The 18,167-nt window shown below is 53.9% G+C and carries 13 protein-coding genes; 4 read left to right on the top strand and 9 right to left on the bottom strand.

Annotation, left to right across the window (positions count from 1 at the left end; all coding sequences use genetic code 11):
* Positions 1-223: 223 nt before the first annotated feature.
* The 7 genes from JJD41_RS13355 to JJD41_RS13385 all read right to left on the bottom strand — a co-directional run bounded on the left by JJD41_RS13355 (position 224) and on the right by JJD41_RS13385 (position 10,188).
* Positions 224-2,494, bottom strand: coding sequence for an FG-GAP repeat domain-containing protein (locus JJD41_RS13355; RefSeq protein ID WP_200666646.1), 2,271 nt, complete (start codon positions 2,492-2,494; stop codon positions 224-226).
* 27 nt (positions 2,495-2,521) lie between these two features.
* Positions 2,522-3,751, bottom strand: a complete 1,230-nt coding sequence (locus JJD41_RS13360) for a class I SAM-dependent methyltransferase (RefSeq protein WP_200666648.1) — start codon at positions 3,749-3,751, stop codon at positions 2,522-2,524.
* An 84-nt stretch (positions 3,752-3,835) separates the two neighbouring features.
* On the bottom strand, positions 3,836-4,885 hold the full coding sequence (locus JJD41_RS13365) for an NAD-dependent epimerase/dehydratase family protein (protein ID WP_168567899.1): 1,050 nt from the start codon (positions 4,883-4,885) through the stop codon (positions 3,836-3,838).
* A complete protein-coding gene (gene rfbF, locus JJD41_RS13370) occupies positions 4,809-5,660 on the bottom strand; it encodes a glucose-1-phosphate cytidylyltransferase (RefSeq protein ID WP_200666650.1) in 852 nt (283 codons plus the stop codon). The genes JJD41_RS13365 and rfbF overlap by 77 nt, the downstream gene beginning before the upstream one ends.
* Positions 5,661-6,617: 957 nt before the next feature.
* Complete coding sequence (locus JJD41_RS13375; RefSeq protein ID WP_168567897.1) at positions 6,618-7,241, bottom strand: cytochrome c oxidase subunit 3; 624 nt, start codon at positions 7,239-7,241, stop codon at positions 6,618-6,620.
* 101 nt (positions 7,242-7,342) lie between these two features.
* A complete protein-coding gene (gene ctaD / locus JJD41_RS13380; protein WP_200666652.1) occupies positions 7,343-9,034 on the bottom strand; it encodes a cytochrome c oxidase subunit I in 1,692 nt (563 codons plus the stop codon).
* 125 nt (positions 9,035-9,159) lie between these two features.
* Positions 9,160-10,188 carry a cytochrome c oxidase subunit II gene (locus JJD41_RS13385; RefSeq protein WP_370583810.1) on the bottom strand — a complete coding sequence of 343 codons (1,029 nt, stop codon included), beginning with the start codon at positions 10,186-10,188 and terminating at the stop codon, positions 9,160-9,162.
* Between the two features lie 495 nt (positions 10,189-10,683).
* Between JJD41_RS13385 and JJD41_RS13390 the strand changes: the two genes are divergently transcribed.
* Both JJD41_RS13390 and JJD41_RS13395 read left to right on the top strand, forming a co-directional pair.
* Positions 10,684-11,610: a COX15/CtaA family protein gene (locus tag JJD41_RS13390; RefSeq protein WP_200666654.1), complete on the top strand. Its 927-nt coding sequence runs from the start codon at positions 10,684-10,686 to the stop codon at positions 11,608-11,610.
* An 82-nt stretch (positions 11,611-11,692) separates the two neighbouring features.
* Positions 11,693-12,673 carry a heme o synthase gene (locus JJD41_RS13395; RefSeq protein WP_200666656.1) on the top strand — a complete coding sequence of 327 codons (981 nt, stop codon included), beginning with the start codon at positions 11,693-11,695 and terminating at the stop codon, positions 12,671-12,673.
* Positions 12,674-12,682: 9 nt separating this feature from the next.
* On the opposite strand, the gene JJD41_RS13400 is transcribed toward JJD41_RS13395, so the two are convergent.
* Entirely contained in the window at positions 12,683-13,852 is a 1,170-nt protein-coding gene (locus tag JJD41_RS13400) for a cysteine desulfurase family protein (RefSeq protein WP_200667335.1), read from the bottom strand.
* 161 nt (positions 13,853-14,013) lie between these two features.
* A complete protein-coding gene (locus tag JJD41_RS13405; protein WP_200666658.1) occupies positions 14,014-14,415 on the bottom strand; it encodes a DUF7682 family zinc-binding protein in 402 nt (133 codons plus the stop codon).
* Between the two features lie 504 nt (positions 14,416-14,919).
* Here JJD41_RS13405 and JJD41_RS13410 point away from each other — a divergent pair.
* Positions 14,920-16,191: an RNA-guided endonuclease InsQ/TnpB family protein gene (locus JJD41_RS13410; RefSeq protein ID WP_200666660.1), complete on the top strand. Its 1,272-nt coding sequence runs from the start codon at positions 14,920-14,922 to the stop codon at positions 16,189-16,191.
* 328 nt (positions 16,192-16,519) lie between these two features.
* On the top strand, positions 16,520-18,166 hold the full coding sequence (locus tag JJD41_RS13415; protein WP_200666662.1) for a phospholipase D-like domain-containing protein: 1,647 nt from the start codon (positions 16,520-16,522) through the stop codon (positions 18,164-18,166).
* Position 18,167: the final 1 nt, after the last annotated feature.

Below are 18,167 nucleotides of genomic sequence, written 5' to 3' on the forward strand. Positions count from 1 at the left end.
TCAATACCTAAGATGGCGATCGACCCAACCTCAAAAGGATCCGAGCTCGCTAAATCCTTCTGAATTCTTCCCCATCATAATCCGATCCCCGCCCAGATGTAAGCATCTTCACGGAGTTTTGATAAAAACTTTATTTAATCTTGATGAGAACTTTAAGAAGAAATACGGAATTTTGGTCAATTTTCTCCTTCGTGCAGGGGTGCCATGCGTATTTCTTCGGAGTTTATGGCTCGGGACTTGCATGAAGATCGCCCGAAACCCTCGTATTTTCGTAAATGAGAACGCGATCGTGTCCCCAACCGATCGAAATCAGGTCGAGATCGCCGTCGCGATCGAGATCGATCGCCTGAGTGCCGTCATGGTGTTCGTCGCCCACGGCAACCAGATGGGACTGCCACTGAAGACCGGCACCGTCGCGATTCTCAAACCAATATACTTTCGCGGTTTCCGGATGCTCCAACTGATGCTCGCCGACGACGACATCCAGATCGCGATCGCCGTCGAAGTCCGCTACATCCAAACTCATCGGACCGACCGGAGTGGCGATCGCCCGTTCGGTCCAGAACTGGGTAACTTCCATTCCTTGTTCGTACCACACCAACGGCCCCGGTTGGGAGATCGCTTCAAAACCGACGATCGCATCGAGACGACCGTCTCCATTGAGATCCCCCAAGCGATTGCGATCGGGATCCCCGTCCGCCCGTGCCAGAGTTTGCAGACTCCATCCCGAGCCGTCATTACGCAACCACTTCGTGCCCAGCAGCAAATCTAAATCGCCGTCGCGATCGATATCTCCCGCACTGAGGGCTTCATCTTGAGCCGCCTCGGAAATCCGCTCCCAAGTCCAAGACTGGCGATCGGGCTGTTGCGGAACGGTCAACATCTGCACCCCTCGTCCCGTCTCGTGCCAAGATAAGGCCACTTGTAACCGCTCTCCCCGAAACGAACCCACCGCGACCCCTTGCAAAAAATCCCCCTCCGCCTCGGGGATATTCTCGAAAATGGTAAACCGACCGAAACCGTCATTGCGCGCCCAGACCATGCGCGCGTTGGCGTCAGCTCCTTTCCCTTCGGTCCCCAAAATATCTAAATCGCGATCGCCGTCGAAATCGTAGACCGTCCCCATCTGATAAAGCGGGGCGCCGATCGCCCGTCGTCTCCAATTTCCCTCCAGCGAGCCGGGATTTTCGTACCACCAACCCCCGGTTACCACATCCGGCCACTCGTCCCCATTGAGATCCCCCGCTTCAATGGCGACGGTTCGCCAGGGTTTGCGAGCATCGATCTCCCGTTTGTGCCAGTCCCCTTCGTTGAGCCAAATATCCAAACGCGGCGTTTCCCAGTTATAGGGTTTGCCTAAAATATCGAGATCTCCATCCCCATCTAAATCCGCCAGTTTCGATTCGTGATTGCCAAACCCGGTGGCGATCTCCTCACGGGTAAACTGACCGCGACTATCCCCGTAAAAGACCCACATCTTGGCATCGTCATTGCCGCCATCCAAGCGCATCTCGGCGCAGAAAATATCTAAATGTCCGTCCCCATTAACGTCCCCAACCGCCAACGAGTGACCGTGGTCTACCTCAAATCCCAATAAATCTCGACCGATCCATTGACTCCCGTTCCACTGGTACCATTGCAACGGACCGCGACCGTCCCCCACCACAAACACCACTTCCGGGCGATCTCCGGGAACCAACTGTCCCACCGCCACCCGAGCAAATTTCTGCCCGTCGTCGATCGTTTGCGGTCGATAACCGTTGGCGCCGTCATATTTAAACCAGCGACCGCCGCCGACGAGATCGAGCTGTCCGTCGCCGTCGATATCCCCTTGAGTCAGTCCTTCCGACTCTCCCTCACTGTGAAAAATTTCGACAAACGGCCACGGTTCGGTCTGTTGGGGATTCTCGGGAATCTCGGCGAGCAGGAGGCGATCGCCCTTCTGATTCCAAAATACCAACTCCGCACGCCCGTCCCCATCAAAATCCCCGATCGTTTGGTCGTGATGTTTGTTCGGACCCGAATTCTTGATTTCCCGCCGCTTCCAGGGCGTTTCCGGGTCGTGGTTCGGATGGGGATTTTCCCACCACCACAGGTGAGGGTCGGAATAATCCCCTCCGAAGACCAGATCGCGATCGCCGTCCCCGTCAATGTCGTAATCGACTCCCCCCGCTTCAATCGCTAAGGTCTCCGGTTCGATCGCGTAAGCGTCCCACCCCGTCGCCGATCGCCGATATCCTACAATCGACGGTCCGCGACCGCGAGCGGCGATCGCGAAATCATTAACGCCGTCGCGATCGAAATCGAAAACCACACTCGCCGTTTGCTCGGTTGAAGAACCCAACCGGGGCAGTTCTCCTCGTGTACTCGACAGGTGAACCCAGCCGTTTGCTACCTCATGTCCCCGAGTCGGTAGCAGCACAAATGGCTTGCACGTCACCAAACTGAACGAAACCAAAGCACACAAACAGAAAACTAACCACTGACGATACACGATCGCCTCCAACGATTACCGCTCATTTCATACCACCTTCGGTTCCGGAATCGGAATAATAAAATTTCCCCCCCGTTCCCGATAGGCAGACTGTTGCTGCATAATCTCTTCGGCAAAATTCCACGCCAAAATCAACACGTAATCGGGCCGATCTTCTAACAACTGACTCGGCGCCACGATCGGAATATGATTGCCCCCCATATATCGCCCCTGCTTGAACGGATTCAAATCGGCAATATAATCGAGCAATTCCGTATCGATCCCGAAATAACTCAACAACGTCGTCGCCTTCGCCGCCGCCCCGTATCCGACAATTGTTTTTCCTTCTTTTTTCAGACCCCAAAGAATCTCTAACAACTTCGTTTTAATCGCTTTAATCCGGGCGGCAAAATCCCGATAATAATCCAGTCGGTCTACTCCCCGTTCCGCTTCCATTTTTAACAACCCCTTCACCGAATCGGCGACTGCTTCCTTCGGTTCCACAAACAACCGCAACGAACCGCCATGAATCGACGTCCGTTCGATGTCGTTGAGAAATAATCCATGACGGCGGAATAACCGATCTAACGCCGTCACCGAAAAATAACACAAATGTTGATGATAAATCGTGTCGAATTCGCAGTGGTCTACTAAATCCACCAAGTAAGGGGCTTCGATAACCGCCACCCCAGTTTCTTTTAACAGAATTTTAATCCCTTCAACAAACCCATTTAAATCGGGAACGTGGGCTAAAACATTATTCCCTAAAAATACGTCCGCTTGTTTCCCTTCTTCGCGTAACTGACGGGCGAGATCTTTGCCGAAAAACGTACACAGAGTTTCAATCCCCGCTTTGCGGGCAGCCTCTACCGGACCGGACGCCGGGTCGATTCCCAATACGGGAATCCCTTTCTCGGCGAAGTTTTTCAGCATGTAACCGTCATTACTTGCCGCTTCGATGACCAGACTCTTTTCATCCAGCGATCGCCGTTCGATTAATGCTCTGGCACTCTTCCCAAAATGTTCGAGCAGCGATTTAGAAACTGAAGAAAAATAAGGATAATCCCGACAAAACAGAATTTCCGGCGGCACACTTTCGGTAATCTGCACTAAAGTACATTCGGGACAAAAAACCAAGTCCAAAGGAGCAGTATATTCTTCTTCACCGAGTTGTTCTTTCGTCACTAAAGCGTCGGCCAGGGTCGTAATTCCAAAAGAAACAATCGGTTTGAGATCGGAATGTCCGCAAGAGCGGCACGTCGGCTGTGAAGCGTTCATAAATTCTTTCCGATACGCTAAAAAATACTGGGTGTAGCGCGTCTGAACCTACAGATTTAGCCCAAACGCGCGACGACGAACGAATTACACGGCACTTACTTTAGGAACTGCCGTTTTCCACCGCAAATTGCTGTCGAGTTCTCCGGTAGACAACAATTGCTGAATGTGAGCGATGCGCTTGTATTTCGCCCCTTCAAATTCCTCGAGGGTCAAGCCGATTTTTTGATAGGTGTCGTACAGTTCTTGCGCCCCTTTGCGGGCGTTCCACTGCGGTTTAAAATTCGGCAGCACGCGCAAGATTTTACTGCAATCGACCCGATAACACCGTTTGTCCGGTCCTGCATCTTTGGCATATTCGATCTCGCAGTTAGGAACGGTTTCTTTAACGATATCGGCCAATTCCCGGATTTGATAGTTGTCTTCGTTGCGCCCGACGTTAAAGGCTTGATTGTGAATCGCTTCCCGGGGTGCTTCGAGAACGGCGAGGAAGGCGCGGGAAATATCCTCGATATGAACGATGGGCCGCCAGGGGGTGCCGTCGCTTTTGATATAAACCCGTCCGGTGGTAAACGCCCAGGCGACCAGGTTATTGAGGACTAAATCGAACCGCAGTCGGGGAGAAACGCCGTAGGCGGTGGAGTTTCTCAAAAAGGTGGGACTGAAGTTGTCGTCGGCGAGTTCGGCGACGTCGCGTTCGACCCGGACTTTGGATTCGCCGTAAGGGGTGACGGGGTTGAACGCGGACTCTTCCGTCAGCCAGTCTTGACCTCCGGCGCCGTAGTTGCTGCACGAGGAGGAGAAGATAAAGCGTTCGACTCCAGCTTGTTTGGCGAGTTTGGCGAGGTTGACTGACGCTTGATAGTTGATGTCGTAGGTCAGGTCGGGATTTAAGTCGCCGAGGGGGTCGTTGGAGAGACCCGCTAAGTGTAGAACGGCGTCGAAGCCTTCGACGTCAGCCCGTTCGACGTCGCGAATGTCTTTTTGAATTTCAGTAATTTCGCGGATACCTTCGCCGAAGGTACAGCGCTGGTAAAGGTCGCTATCTAATCCGACGACTTCATACCCGGCTTCCAGCAATAGGGGTACCATCACTGTGCCGATATATCCTTTGTGTCCCGTCACTAACAATCGCATTGTCATCCTCCCACAATTTCCAAGGTGCTTTACCGCTCATCCACAGGCTTTCGAGAAGCCGTTTGTCGCGCAAGGTGTCCATACATTGCCAAAAGGAGTTATGGCGATACGCCATCAGTTGTCCGTCTTTGGCGAGGTTTTCTAAGGGGGCTTTTTCCCACTGGGTATCGTCTCCTTCGATGTAGTCGAACACGCCAGGTTCGAGGACGAAGAAGGCGCCGTTTATCCACCCTTCTTTGGTTTGCGGTTTTTCGGAAAATTCACAGATGGAATCGCCTTCGATTTCCAAATGTCCGAAACGCGCTGGGGGTCTCACGGCGGTGAGGGTGGCGAGTTTTCCGTGGGAACGGTGGAAGTCTAAAAGATCCCTTAAGTTAAGGTCGGAAACGCCGTCACCCCAGGTGAGCATGAAGGTTTCGTTGTTAACGTAAGGGGCTAGTCTTTTGATCCGTCCGCCCGTGTTGGTGTAGAGTCCGGTATCGACTAAATCGACTTTCCAATCGAGGCGCATTCCGCCGTGTACGTCTACGTTTCCGGTACCGAGATTGACGGTGAGGTTACTGTTGAGCGAACAGTAATCGACCATGTATTTTTTGATCGCTTCGCCTTTATAGCCGAGGGCGATCGCGAAGTCTTTAAATCCGTGATAGGCATAGTTCATCATGATATGCCACAGGATCGGTTTTCCGCCGATTTCGACCATCGGTTTGGGTTTGGTTTCCGTTTCTTCGGAAATTCTGGTCCCCAGTCCTCCGGCTAAAATTGCAACTTTCATGCAGAATTATCCTCGTTTCGATCGTTATTTTATACTCGAATTGAGTAAATTTTTCCCGTTTTTGGTTGTTTACGAGAAAAGCTCGCGAGAAACAGTCCTTAAAACCCAGTTATAAAACCTTTTACTGTTTTAACTGTTTCTAAGGTTTAAAAAATGATTTTCGAGTTTTTCGGAACTATTTTTTTGTTTTAACTCGCTGGAATTGAAGTTGTCAACTTAAACTCGTTTGATGAAAAGTTGAATAATTGCTTTTTGTTTACATTGCTTTTAACACAAAGTTATGGCAACGATCGCCCGATCGCCATTCAAAACCTTGTTGGCGATCGCCCGGTTCCCTGTTTTTCGCGCTGTTTCCCTTTTTAGTGAGATGTTGACAATTTTTTTTTAAATGCGATTTTAAATTACCACGGCGATCGCCTCCAACGGGCATCCGTGAAATTACGGGCTTGTGGGCTTCGTTTCTTCAGAATATTGCAGAAATTGGCGAAATACCAGTATCTTTATCAAAAAAATACATTTGACCTTGGCGGCGGCAACGGAGTTTATCCGTAGAATTACTGGGATGGTGAGGAGAGGGAGCGGCGATCGCCATTTCACCGAGTCTTTAAAGTTTCCATGAAGGACAACTATCGCTTTTTTCAAACCCATCAGGGACAACTTCAATCCCCCTCAATCCCCCCAAATCCCCTCTTAACAAGGGGGCCTTGACCGAACTCCCCCCTTGTTAAGGGGGGTTGGGGGGGATCCTCGGTGAACTCGATCTAGAAATCGCTCTATACTTTCATCCCTTCGGTCATCTGGGAAATTTCAATAAAGCGATACTACAAATGAAGCGGAATTAAAAACGCCGATCGCCAGCCTTATATGGAAAAATTCAAACAAAAAAATACCCCCGAACCCTTAAGGGATGGGGGAAATAGGGACACTCGACGCCCAACGAACCGGAGGCGATCGCCCCTACAACAGATACAGAATCGTAAATAAAATAATCCAAATGACATCGACGAAATGCCAGTACAACTCCGCCGCTTCCGGTCCGAAATGAGCGTGGCTGCTGTAACGTCCGGCTTTGAGCGATCGCGTCAACACCGCCAAAATCAAAAACAAACCAAAACAAACGTGCAACCCGTGAAACCCGGTCAACACGTAAAACGTACTCGTAAAAATATTATCCGTCAGACCGAAACCCGTGTGATTGTACTCGTAAAGCTGCCCGGCGAGGAAGATCGCTCCCATCAATGCGGTCGCCCCAAACCAGAGGCGCAATCCTTTGAGATCGTCATTCTTAATCGCCCGATTGCCTTGATTCATCACGAAACTACTCGAAATCAGGATAATCGTATTGATCCCCGGGACGAGCAACTCCATTTCCGGCGTTCCTTCCGGGGGCCAGGTCGGGTTCATCAGGCGAAATGTGCCGTAAGCGGCAAATAACCCCAGAAAAATCATCGATTCGGCAATCAGGAACATCGCGATCCCGAAAATACGATGGTCTGGATGTTCTTCGTGAGCGGCGCCATGTCCCCCACGAGTTTCCCCGTAAACGACACGTTCCGAAGAGTCAACAGTGGAACCTTGCATGAGTTGTACTCGGTAACAATAACAACAGAGAAAACAGAGAAAAAATTAAAGTCTGCACGGGGTGCAGGGATACGAGATCCCGTATCCCTACCTACTCCGATTTAACCGACATCGGCTTTCACTTCAGCCAGCAGTTCGTTCACCGTGCGATCGCGATCGCCGCGCTCGAACGAGTCGATCCCGTAATCGTAAGGCCCCGTCCACAATACGGGTTCCTCCAAGAAATTCTCTACAGGCGGCGGCGAACTGGTCTGCCATTCCAACGTCAGCGCTTTCCAGGGATTGCCACTCGCTTGCGGGCCGCGAATCCAACTCCAAATCGCATTGATAATCAACGGAAAGGTAGAAATCGCCAACAAGAACGAGCCGACGGTACAGACCATATTTACCGTTGCAAACTGCGGGTCGTATTCCGCCACCCGTCGGGGCATTCCTTGCAATCCTAAGTAATGCATCGGCAAGAAACAGAGGTTAAAGCCGACCAAAGTTAAAACGAAATGCACTCGTCCGAGGGTTTCGTTCATCATCCGTCCGGTCATTTTGGGGAACCAATGATAGATGGCGCCGTAGAGACCGAAGACGCTGCCGCCAAAGAGGACGTAGTGAAGGTGAGCGACGATGAAATAGGTATCGTGAACGTGAATGTCGAAGGGAACGGACGCAATCATGATCCCGCTCAAACCGCCGATGACGAACATCGAAATAAACCCGAGTCCGAATAACATGGCGCTGTTGAGCCGCAATTTGCCGCCCCAAATCGTCGCCAGCCAGCTAAAGACTTTAATCCCGGTGGGGACGGCGATAATCATGGTGGCGATCATGAAAAACATTCGCAACCAGCCGGGGGTACCACTGGTGAACATGTGGTGAGCCCAGACAATCAGACCGAGGAAGCTAATCGCCAAGCTGGAATAGGCGATCGCCTGATAGCCGAAAATCGGCTTGCGGGCGTGAACGGGCAGAATTTCCGAGATCAGGCCGAAAATCGGCAGGATCATGATGTACACCGCCGGGTGGGAGTAAAACCAGAACATGTGCTGGTAAACGATCGGATCTCCTCCTCCCATCGGATTGAAGAAGGCGGTTCCCGCGATCAGGTCGAAACTGAGCAGGACTAAGGCCCCCGCCAAGACCGGGGTGGACATCAAAATCAAAATGGAGGCGGCGACCATCGCCCAGCAAAATAAGGGCATGTCGTTGAGGGTCATCCCCGGCATCCGCATTTTGAGGATGGTGGTGATGAAGTTGACGCCGCCCATAATCGATGAGGTTCCGAGGATTAAGACGCTCAGAATCCAGAGCATTTCCCCGGCTTTGCTACCCATGGTACTCAAGGGCGGGTAGGAGGTCCATCCGGCTCCGGCGGCGCCCCCACTGACGAAGAAGCTGAGGATCAGTAAGATTCCGCCGGGGACGATCATCCAGAAGGCGAGGGCGTTTAACCGGGGGAAGGCCATGTCTTTGGCGCCGATCATCAGGGGGATCAGATAGTTGCCAAAGGCTCCGGTTCCGGCGGGGACGATCCACAGGAAGATCATGATCGTGGCGTGGATCGTAAATAGGCTGTTGTAGAGTTCCCGGCTGACAAAATCGACTTCCGGGGTCGCCAGTTCGGTGCGAACGGCGGTAGCGAGGGCGCCGCCAATCAGGTAGAAGATGAAGGTGACGACGAGGTATTGAATACCAATAACTTTGTGGTCGGTACTGAAGGTGAAGTATTCGCGCCAGGGGGTCCGGTGATGCCCGTCGAGGGTTTCCGGGGTGGCGTTTTCAGGGGTATCTACTTGGGTCATAACTGAATGGTTGTGACGGATGCACGGTGTTCGATCGCGCGGGATACGCCTGACTCTTTTGGAGTCGCTCAGCGCAAGGCGCACGCTACGCGAATGCGGGATCGGGCGATCGACCCGTTCGGCTGTTAAATATGATGGTGGATTTTGTGGGATCCCTCGGCTTGGGGCGGGTGTAATTGGCCTAAGCCTTCGGTATTCACCCCGATTTCGTTGGCGTAAGGTTGCAGGTATTCGGCTTCGCTCAATGAGTCGGTGTTGAGGGCGATCGCGCGATCGTCACCGCTCTGTTGGGCGGCAATCTGGCTTTGCAGCCATGCCTCGAATACTTCCGGTTCTTCGACGACGACCTGAGCTTTCATGCCGCCGTGATAGGCGCCGCACAGTTCGGCGCAAACGACCGGATAGGTGCCGACGTCTTTGGGGACGAACCGCAGTTCGGTGTCCCGTCCGGGAATGGCATCTTGTTTGAGCCGGAATTGGGGAATCCACAAGGCGTGGATGACGTCGCTGGCGGCGATCGTCAATTTGGCTTCTTTTCCGGCGGGTAGATGCAGTTCGCCGGAGGTGACCCCGCTTTCGGGATAGGTGAAAATCCAGGCAAATTGCAGTCCGAGGACGTTAACGCTGACGTCGGCATCCCGACCTTGGGTTCTGGGGGACGCGCCGACGCCGAGGGCGACTTGTTCGGCGTCGCTTGCTTCGGGGGTTTCGGTGGCTCCCGGTAGGGGCGCCGCGATCGCCGCCCCGGAATGTCTGACCTCGGCGTGCATGGTTTTGGGATCGTGAGAGGCCATCGGATCCAAGCCGCCCATCGAGTTGTAGACCTCGAAGCTGTAAATTCCCAAACCCAAGACGATCGTGGCGGGGATCGCCGTCCACAAGATTTCTAGGGGAATGTTTCCTTCAATCGGCGGCCCGTCGGTTTCGTCTCCGGGGCGCCGTCTGTATTTGAAGACGGCAATAATGATAATTCCTTGCACGAGTAAAAACAAACCCGTGGCGATGGTCATCATCGTATTGAACAAACCATCGACCCAAGGCGCTTCCTCGGAGGCGGCTTGGGGCATCAGTCCGTTATGCTGTCCGAACCAGTAACTGACGATAGTCAAGATGATGCCTGCCAGCATCGTGACGATCGAACTGGGTATATTCACGTCATACCTCCTCTCAATCCACACCCCTGTCCGAACTCGACGCCGATCCGAGGGACTCTCGACCCGACGCGCGATCGCCACAGGGGTGACTTACTCCGTTAAGTTAACAAGTTTTTCGGCTCGCTTTCCCCTATCACGTTAAAGCAGCTCCTGGAGCCTCGGCGGCCAATGTCTCGAAATCTTTATGATTTCTTTGGGATTGAACCGCCCGAGTCAATCGCGCTGCAGGCAAGACGGGCCGACATTGCGGGGGACAGAGCGCTCGCGGGTATTTTTGTAAACTTATACAATTTTTTGCGATCGCGCCGCCCCCGGTTCCCGCCTCCGTTTCCACAATCGAAAAAAAACACTAAAGCATTTTATCTGGCTCGATCGCCTCGTTATTGTAGTAACTGGAACATTTAACAGCCCCCCAAGGGATGTAAAGTTTTCGTGAGTAAATACTCACCCAGGCGACTGGTTTCGCCTGTCAGTGATGCCAAGGAAGTAGGAGTTATGGCCCATTCAGTCCTGGATAGAAATGCCGCTCTGGCACGGAGCAACACTCGACCTCGGGATCGAATTCGGCGGTTGGTGTGGAAAATCGCGATCGCTACTCTGTTGTTAATGGCCGTAGGCAGCGCCACCCGCGTCATGAATGCAGGTTTGGCTTGCCCGGATTGGCCGTTATGTTACGGGCAGTTGGTGCCGACCGAGCAGATGAACCTGCAAGTCTTTCTCGAATGGTTCCACCGCTTGGATGCCGCCGCCATCGGCCTGAGCGCGATCGCCTTAACTGCTTTATCCTGGTGGGATCGGCGATCGCTCCCCGGGTGGTTGCCCTGGGCTTCGACCCTCGCGTTAGGAGCGATCGTCTTTCAAGGACTCCTCGGCGGCCTCACCGTCACCGAACTCCTGCGCTTTGACATCGTAACCGCTCACCTCGCCACGGCCTTAATCTTCTTCACCATCGTCCTGATTATCGGCGCCGTACTCCTTCCCTACGAAGCCACCGGAACCGTGGGCAAACTCCCCTGGGTCGGCTTGACCAGCAGCATTTTCGTCTATTTGCAAAGCCTTTTAGGCGGCCTCGTCGGCTCCCAATGGGCGCTACACCAGTGTTTCGGCTACCAGCAACTCTGTAGCGTCATGAACGCCCACCTCGCCGGAGTTGTCCCTCCCACCCTGACGACCGCCACCTTGGTGGTCCTCGCTTGGCGGACGCCAGCCCTCCACGGCACCCTGCGCCGACTCGCCAAGTTCTCCGGCGTCTTATTGCTGCTACAAATCGGCTTGGGAATCGCCACCTTTTACCTGCACTTACAAGTCGAACCGCTCACCGTCGCCCACCAAGCGACCGGGGCCACCTTGCTCGGCACCTTAGTGGTCTTTACCGTGTTAGCCCTTCGAGACCGGGCGGCAACCCTTGCATCTACGCCATAATTAACCAGATTCGCAAGACCGTCGAACTCTTGACAGATGCTCCATACCCTCGGCATCTTGAAAGCTTATCAGGAAAAAATTCATGCAAGACATCATCGGGACGGGTGTCCGACGACACCACGACAATCTGCTCCAGGTTTTTCGCAGTTACTATCAATTGACCAAACCCCGCATTATCTTGCTGCTGTTGATGACCACGATCGCGGGCATGGTCCTGGCTTCTCACGGACGAGTCGATCCCGTGTTGGCTCTGGTGACGGTCGCGGGAGGGGCAATGGCCGCAGCGTCGGCGAATACGATTAACTGTCTCTACGATTGCGATATCGATTACATCATGGAACGCACGCGATCGCGTCCGATTCCCTCCGGTCGCGTCCAACCGCGCGATGCCGCCCTGTTTGCCGCGTCCTTGGCGATCGCCTCGTTTACCCTGCTCGCCACCTTCGCCAACCTGCTCGCCGCTTTACTGGCAATGTCGGGTATCGTTTTCTACGTCTTGATTTACACTCACTTCCTCAAACGCCACAGCACTCAAAATATCGTGGTCGGCGGCGCCGCCGGGGCGATTCCTCCTTTGGTCGGCTGGGCGGCGGTGACCGGGGATCTGGGTTGGGCGCCGTGGGTCGTCTTCGCCATTATCTTTTTCTGGACGCCTCCCCATTTCTGGGCTTTGGCGATGATGATCCGCGACGACTACGCGGCGGTCGGGGTGCCGATGCTGCCCGTGATTGAAGGGGATGAGGATACGGCCCGCCAAATCTGGCTCTATACCCTGTTGCTGCTCCCCCTGACGTTGCTGTTGGTCTACCCGTTGCACGTCAGTGGGGCAATTTATGGGGCGACGGCGATCGCCTTGGGCGCCATCTTCGCACGCAAGGCGTGGCAACTGCTCGCCGACCCCCACGACCGGGACAAGGCCCGATCGCTGTTCAAATATTCGATCTCTTACTTGATGCTGTTGTGCGTGGCGATCGCCCTCGATTGTTTGCCGTTAAGTCAGCACGTGACCAGCACGATCGCCGAAAACTTACCCCAGTGGCTCGGGGCGATCGGGCCGATGTAGTCCGCCCTTTCACACGATCGCGCACAGGGGACGCGCCAACAATCGCCGGATCGTTTGTTTCAGAACCATTGCCGTCCAGTCGATATCGGCGGCAGTGGTTTCCCGTCCCAAGGTCATCCGAATCGCTGCCGTCGCCAATTCTGGCTCGTAACCCATCGCCAGCAATACCGGACTGGGGTTGAGTTTGCCGCTACTGCACGCCGAACCGGAACTGATGCCAATTCCCGCTAAATTCATCTGACGCACTAAATCTCGACCGGAAATCGGTTTTTCCCGTCCGGGCGCCGCCAGACAAAAGCTGACGTGATGGGGCAAGCGCTGCCAGCGATCGCCCGTGGGAATCAGTTCGGGAACGTCGGCGAGGGCGTCGAAGAGGCGATCGCGCAAGGCACACAAGCGCGGCACTTCCCGGCTCATCTCTCGGCTCGCCAGTTGCGCCGCTACTCCAAATCCGGCGATCGCTCCCACCGCTTGAGTCCCCGACCGCAACCCCCGTTCTTGTCCGCCTCCCCCGAATAAGGGCGCCAATTCGATCCCGTCGCGCAGGTAAAGTGCCCCCGCTCCCTGGGGTCCGTAAATCTTGTGACTGGATAAGGACAGCAGATCTACGGGCAGTTTTTCCAAATCCACGGGCAACCGTCCCGCGACTTGCACCGCGTCGGTGTGGAAGGGAACCCCGTGCGATCGCGCGATATCTCCCAAAACTTGAATCGGTTGGACCGTTCCTACTTCGCTTTGTCCGTAAATGACCGAAACTAAAACGGTATTGCGTTGCAAGGCGTTTTGTAATTCGCTCGGATTGACCCGTCCCTGACGGTCTACCCCCAAGCGGGTCACCTCCCATCCCCGTTTTTCCAACGCTTCGACGGTTTTGGCGATCGCCGAATGCTCGACGCTGGAAATAATCAGGTGTTGCGGTCTGTCGTACTGGAGCGCAATCCCGGCGATCGCTAAATTATCCGCTTCGGTTCCTCCCGAAGTGAACACGATCGATTCCGGCGGCGCATTCACTAAATTGGCCACTCTAATTCTCGCCATTTCGATCGCCGTGGCGGCCCGTTGTCCCCATTCGTGCAAGCTCGAAGGGTTCCCCCACTGGAGATCGAACGCTTCTCGGACGGCGGCGATCGCCTCCGGACGCGGCGGTGTTGTCGCACTGTAATCTAAATAAATCTGCATGGCGTTATCGAGCGCAGCTACGCCCTCACGATCGGCTTTTCCCATTGTAGGTTTTACTGGGGGCGTGAGATTTTAGATTTTAGATTTTAGAGTTTAGTTTTTAGATGGCTTGAGGGAGTCGGGATTGGAGCCGAACGAGTCTCTTTCCTAACCCCAAGTGTCTAACTCCCCGGTTTGCACACATTGTAGTCTTCGTGTGACAAAACCGCTTCCGGAACGGCCATACTGCCCGCATCCCGACAAATCATCCGATAGTTGCGCGTGACGGGAATGCTGATAATTCGGCGATCGTGGCGCAAGCGTTTTCCGCCAAACTCCCTATAGTTGCGCTGGTTATTCAAGCCGTCAATAATCGCCCGCGCCTTGACCACGACATAATCGGGTAAGGCTCGCAAATCGATCGGATCGCGCTCGAAAGATGCCTCCCATTCGAGCTTCTGCTGTCGCTTTTGAGCGCAAGCTTCGACTTCTTGCTCCCTCGCTTTTTGCTCTTGGTCGCATCGGTGGCACTTCTGACCGTATCCTTTATGGCCGCACGGAAAGGTTTTTTTTCTTCTTGGCATAAAACAGTGGTGTTGGCTTTTGTTTCCACACCTCAAGAGCGCAACTACCCGAGCGCGGACGCCGCGCCCTCAAATCCAGCAGACCCAGACCTCAATCTGCGATCGCGTCACCTTAAAAACATAGTCACTCAAGACTTAGGCTGGCCAGCTAACTGAAGGTGAGGCATGAAGCCCCGTCACTGAGCGTGCGGGTTGCTGACCCATCGGTCGGCTACAGATCTCATGGTACTGCAATTCCAACTCAGAATGATTCTTATTCCCTCGATCGCTTATTCGAGCGCTGACACGCCCTTCCCGACCTATAGAGCTGTCCTTAGCCCTGGCAGTTTAACTTTTAAGGGGTTCGGGGAGCGATAAGTCCCGCGCTGTATGCGAAGCATCAACGTCGGGATCCATGGACTCCCCTTGAAAAGTCTCATCCCCACCCTACGGGAAGGGCCAAGCCCTACGATGGGGATGAGACCAGCATTTACAGGCAGCTATAGCCTTTGGTAAACTCCGGCTATGCTGACCATGAACTACACTTACCGAATCTATCCAAATGTCGTACAGCAGACTGAACTGCTGTCGTGGCTTGAGACGTGCCGAGGCGTATATAACTACGCTTTGCGCGAACTCAAAGACTGGATTGCTTCTCGTAAGTGTTCGGTAGACCGATGCTCGCTGGAGAAGGAATACATCATTCCTGCCGATGAACCATTTCCGTCCTACCATCGTCAGCAGAACAACCTGCCCAAAGCGAAGAAGCAATTCCCGCACTTGGGCAAGGTGCATTCTCAGGTGTTGCAGACCACGATTCGTAGACTGCACGATACCTGGGAAGCCTTTCAGAAACGGGGACGTGGATTCCCTCGTTTCAAAAAGTTCGGTCAATTCAAATCCTTTGTGTTTCCCCAATTCAAGGGCAATCCCATCAATGGCTTCACAATCAAATTGCCAAAAATTGGGGAAGTACCCATCAACCTGCATCGCCCCATCCCTGACGGGTTCAAGGTGAAACAGGTAAGAGTACTGTCGAGGGTACGGGGTACGCAATGGTACGTTGTCGTCACCATTGAATCGGATATATCGGTTCCCGATGTCCCGGTCCCGGTTCATGGTCGGGCGATTGGGATTGACCTGGGATTGGAGCGATTCTTGACCGCTTCCGATGGCTCTTTCCAAGAGCGACCCCAGTTTTTCAAGTCGATGCAACGCAAGCTGAAATTGCTGCAACGCAGAGCGGCACGAAAACAAAAGGGTTCTCAAAACTGGGAGAAAGCACAAATCGAAGTGGCTAGAATGCACCATCGGATTGCGAACCGTCGTAAAGATTTCCATCTGAAGACAGCTAATCAGCTTTGCGACCGGGCGCAAACCATCTTTGCAGAAGACCTCAACGTCAAAGGCTTGACGCGAGGGATGTTGCGAAAAGATTGTGTAGATGCTGCCTTCGGACAATTCCTGTCTCTGACGGAATGGGTGTGCTGGAAACGGGGGGTCTACTTTGCTAAAGTCAACCCCAACGGCACCAGTCAAACCTGTCCCAACTGCCTTGCTACGGCGAGCAAAGGGTTGGAAGTCAGAGAGCATCATTGTCCTGAGTGTGGGTATCGAACGCATCGGGATCGTGCCGCAGCAGAGATGGTTTTGCATCGTGGACAAGAAAACGTAGTATCCCAGGGACTCTGGGGAACGGAAACCGCCTGTCAAGTCGGTCTGTCGGGGGTCTATGACCTAGATAAGTGGCGTGGGGCAGGAATACTCAATCGTGAGGTTGGGAAGCCCGCGCTGTAATCTTTGATTCAGCGTCGGGAGGATGTCACTGCAATGACAAGGGTGAACCCGGAATTCAAGATAGGGGGATCCTATCATATTTGCGGATCCGATCGCGATCGCTCGATCGCCCGCGTCCGTGCTTCATTCTCGGTGCGAGGCGACGCGCGTTGTGAGTGATTCGAGCTTCGCGGATTGAGGCGATCGCCGATGGCTATCGGATTAGATGATACAATCTCAGAAAAAAAGATAGGGTAACAATTTTTAAAAATAAAATCAAATATAAAATAAAATCACAATAGAATAAAAACACTCTAAAAGTAAAGCGATCTTGCTCCCGTTACTTACCATGATCGATCGTGCGAAGTCGATACCTCTCTGGGGTCAACTGGCCATCTTATCTCCCCTCTTCTTACTTTCGGCCTGTTGGACTCGTCCTCCTCTAGAGCGTCTCACTCGCTCCGTTCCTCCCTTACCGCAAGATCCGGCGGTACAAGTTTATTTCAATCACAATCCGGCAGCCGAATATCGAGAACCCTATCGAGATTTCCGCCGTCAGGGCGATAATTTAGAACAGGTTATCGTCGAGGCGATCGCCTCGGCACAAACCCAGATCGATCTCGCCGTCCAAGAATTTCGACTTCCCGAAATTGCCCGCGCCTTGGTCGAACGCCACCGCGCCGGAGTGAGAGTCCGCGTTATTATCGAAAATACCTACAACCGTCCCTGGAGCGATTTGAGCGCCGCAGAAGTCGCCGGATTGGACGAGCGCGATCGCGGTCGCTACGAGGAATTCCGCCAATTAGTCGATCGCGACGACGACGGCACCCTCAGCCCGGAAGAAATCGCCACGGGAGACGCCTTGGTCATCTTGCGCGACGCCGGGATCGAAGTCCTCGACGATACCGCCGACGGCTCCAAAGGGAGCGGTTTAATGCATCACAAGTTTGTCGTCGTAGACGGTCGCACGACGATCGCCACTTCTGCTAATTTCACCACCAGTGGCATTCACGGCGATTTTTCCGATCCGTCGAGTCGCGGCAACCCGAATAATTTACTTAAAATCGACAGTCCCGAACTGGCGGCAGCGTTTGCAGAAGAATTCGAGCTGATGTGGGGTGACGGACCGGGAGGACACTCGGACAGCCGTTTTGGGATAAACAAACCGTGGCGGGACGATCGCACCTTCCAAGTTGGAGAAACGGCGATCGCCGTTCACTTTGCGCCCAGTTCGAGCCAAGTTCCCTGGGAAGAATCGGTCAACGGCACGATCGCCGCCACCCTTGGAAATGCCTCCAACGCCATCGACTTAGCGTTATTCGTCTTTTCCGAGCAGGAATTGGCCGACATCCTGGAAACCCGGCACCGCGCCGGGGTTGCGGTGCGCTTGCTCGTCGATCCGAGTTTTGCCTATCGTCCGTATAGCGAAAGTTTGGACTTGTTAGGCGTGGCGTTACCGGACGATCGATGCCGGGTGGAAGCTTTCAATCGTCCTTGGTCCGAGGCGATCGCCTCCGTCGGCGTGCCACAGCTAGCACCGGGCGATCGCCTCCATCACAAATTCGCCCTGATCGACAACACCACGGCGATCGCTGGCTCTCACAATTGGTCTACCAGTGCCAACACGCAAAATGACGAAACCTTACTGGTGTTGACCAATCCCACGGTCGCCGCCCATTTCCGGCGCGAATTCGATCGCCTCTACCGCAATGCCTTGCTGGGATTGTCCCCCAAGCAACAAGAACGGCTCGAAGCGGCGATCGCCCGATGCGGTGCCGACTCCCAAGCCGCAGCCCCGACCGTAGCGCCACAAATCAACGTCAATCTCGCCACGGCGGCAGAATTAGAAACCCTCCCCGGGATCGGCCCGACTTTAGCCGCCCGCATCGTCGCGGCCCGTCGCGAAGGCCCTTTTACCTCTCTAGCGGATTTAGATCGGGTTCCGGGAATCGGCCCGAAGATGCTCGAACGCTTGGGCGATCGCGTTACCTTTTAGA

The organism is Oxynema mangrovii CENA135 (assembly GCF_016632315.1).
Classification (GTDB): Bacteria; Cyanobacteriota; Cyanobacteriia; order Cyanobacteriales; family Laspinemataceae; genus Oxynema; species Oxynema aestuarii.